This is a genomic window from Xenorhabdus budapestensis, from assembly GCF_002632465.1.
In the GTDB taxonomy this organism is placed as follows: Bacteria; Pseudomonadota; Gammaproteobacteria; order Enterobacterales; family Enterobacteriaceae; genus Xenorhabdus; species Xenorhabdus budapestensis.
This window is the reverse complement of sequence record NZ_NIBS01000104.1, coordinates 1-940: the sequence shown is the minus strand read 5'-3', so window position 1 is coordinate 940 and position 940 is coordinate 1. Positions and strand designations below refer to the sequence as shown.

1 protein-coding gene is annotated in these 940 nt (G+C 45.6%); it reads right to left on the bottom strand.

Annotation, left to right across the window (positions count from 1 at the left end; translation table 11 throughout):
• Nucleotides 1-841: IS982 family transposase (locus Xbud_RS19065; protein WP_099137539.1), on the bottom strand; the 841-nt coding region annotated here is incomplete at its 3' end.
• Between the last annotated feature and the right edge of the window lie 99 nt (nt 842-940).

Genomic DNA, 940 nt, shown 5'->3' with positions numbered 1-940 from the left:
AATTGGCAAAAATACCCAACGTGTGAGAAAGCAGTTTTCTGGCAATTCGATTACTCAAATGCCACAAATCCCGTGCCCAGCACTTCTCGATAGCAAATTGTCCGGCGAGTTGACCAATCACGGTTTCAATTAAACGGCGTTTGGCGTTAATGACCCTTCTCGTTTTTCTGGGGATGGGATCATCCATATTGGCACGCACAGGGGTAATCATTTCAATACCCTCTACCTTCATTTCCTGTTTAAATTCAACGCCTAAATACCCTTTATCACCAAGCAAACAGCCTTTTATCGAGCCAATCACATCCCAGGTTGCTTCACGCTCACTGACATTGGCGGGCGTCAGTGTAAACCCGGTTACCACGCCGATTTCGTCTATCATGAGATGTCCTTTGAAGCCGTAGTAAGTTTCGTTTTTGGCGGCGCAGTACCCATAATCGGCTTGTCCTTTGAAGTTGGCACAGCCTTTTGCTCTTTTGAATCCACAGACGGGCAGCGGAAATCCGTCGATAATATGTACCGGCCTGTCGAGCGCGCCCAATAACCTCGCCCGCTTTTCTTGCAGTTGTTGTTTAACAACCCAAAGATTCGAAATCTGTTTAGCGAAATTGGCGCGTGAACCTAGCCCCGGAAACCACTCGCGCCAGTGGTCATTAAAGTACGTCCAAATGCCTTTATCTGTTGAAAATCCTAAAAATTCACCCACCACTTCCATCGTGATGGCTTCTGCATCGCTCAGTTTAGGCGGATATCCCCGGTTTCTGAATCGCATACCTTGCTGTAACTGCGTTAAATTGTCATCTACCCAACAAAACACCCAAATGATAAAATCTTGCTGTGACATAGCCTTTTGTTCCTTTATTTCTCTATTTTTGACGACTTAAAGTTATAAAGGTGCGGCTATGTCATTTCAACTCACCACCATAAAAGTCGAGCATCGCGT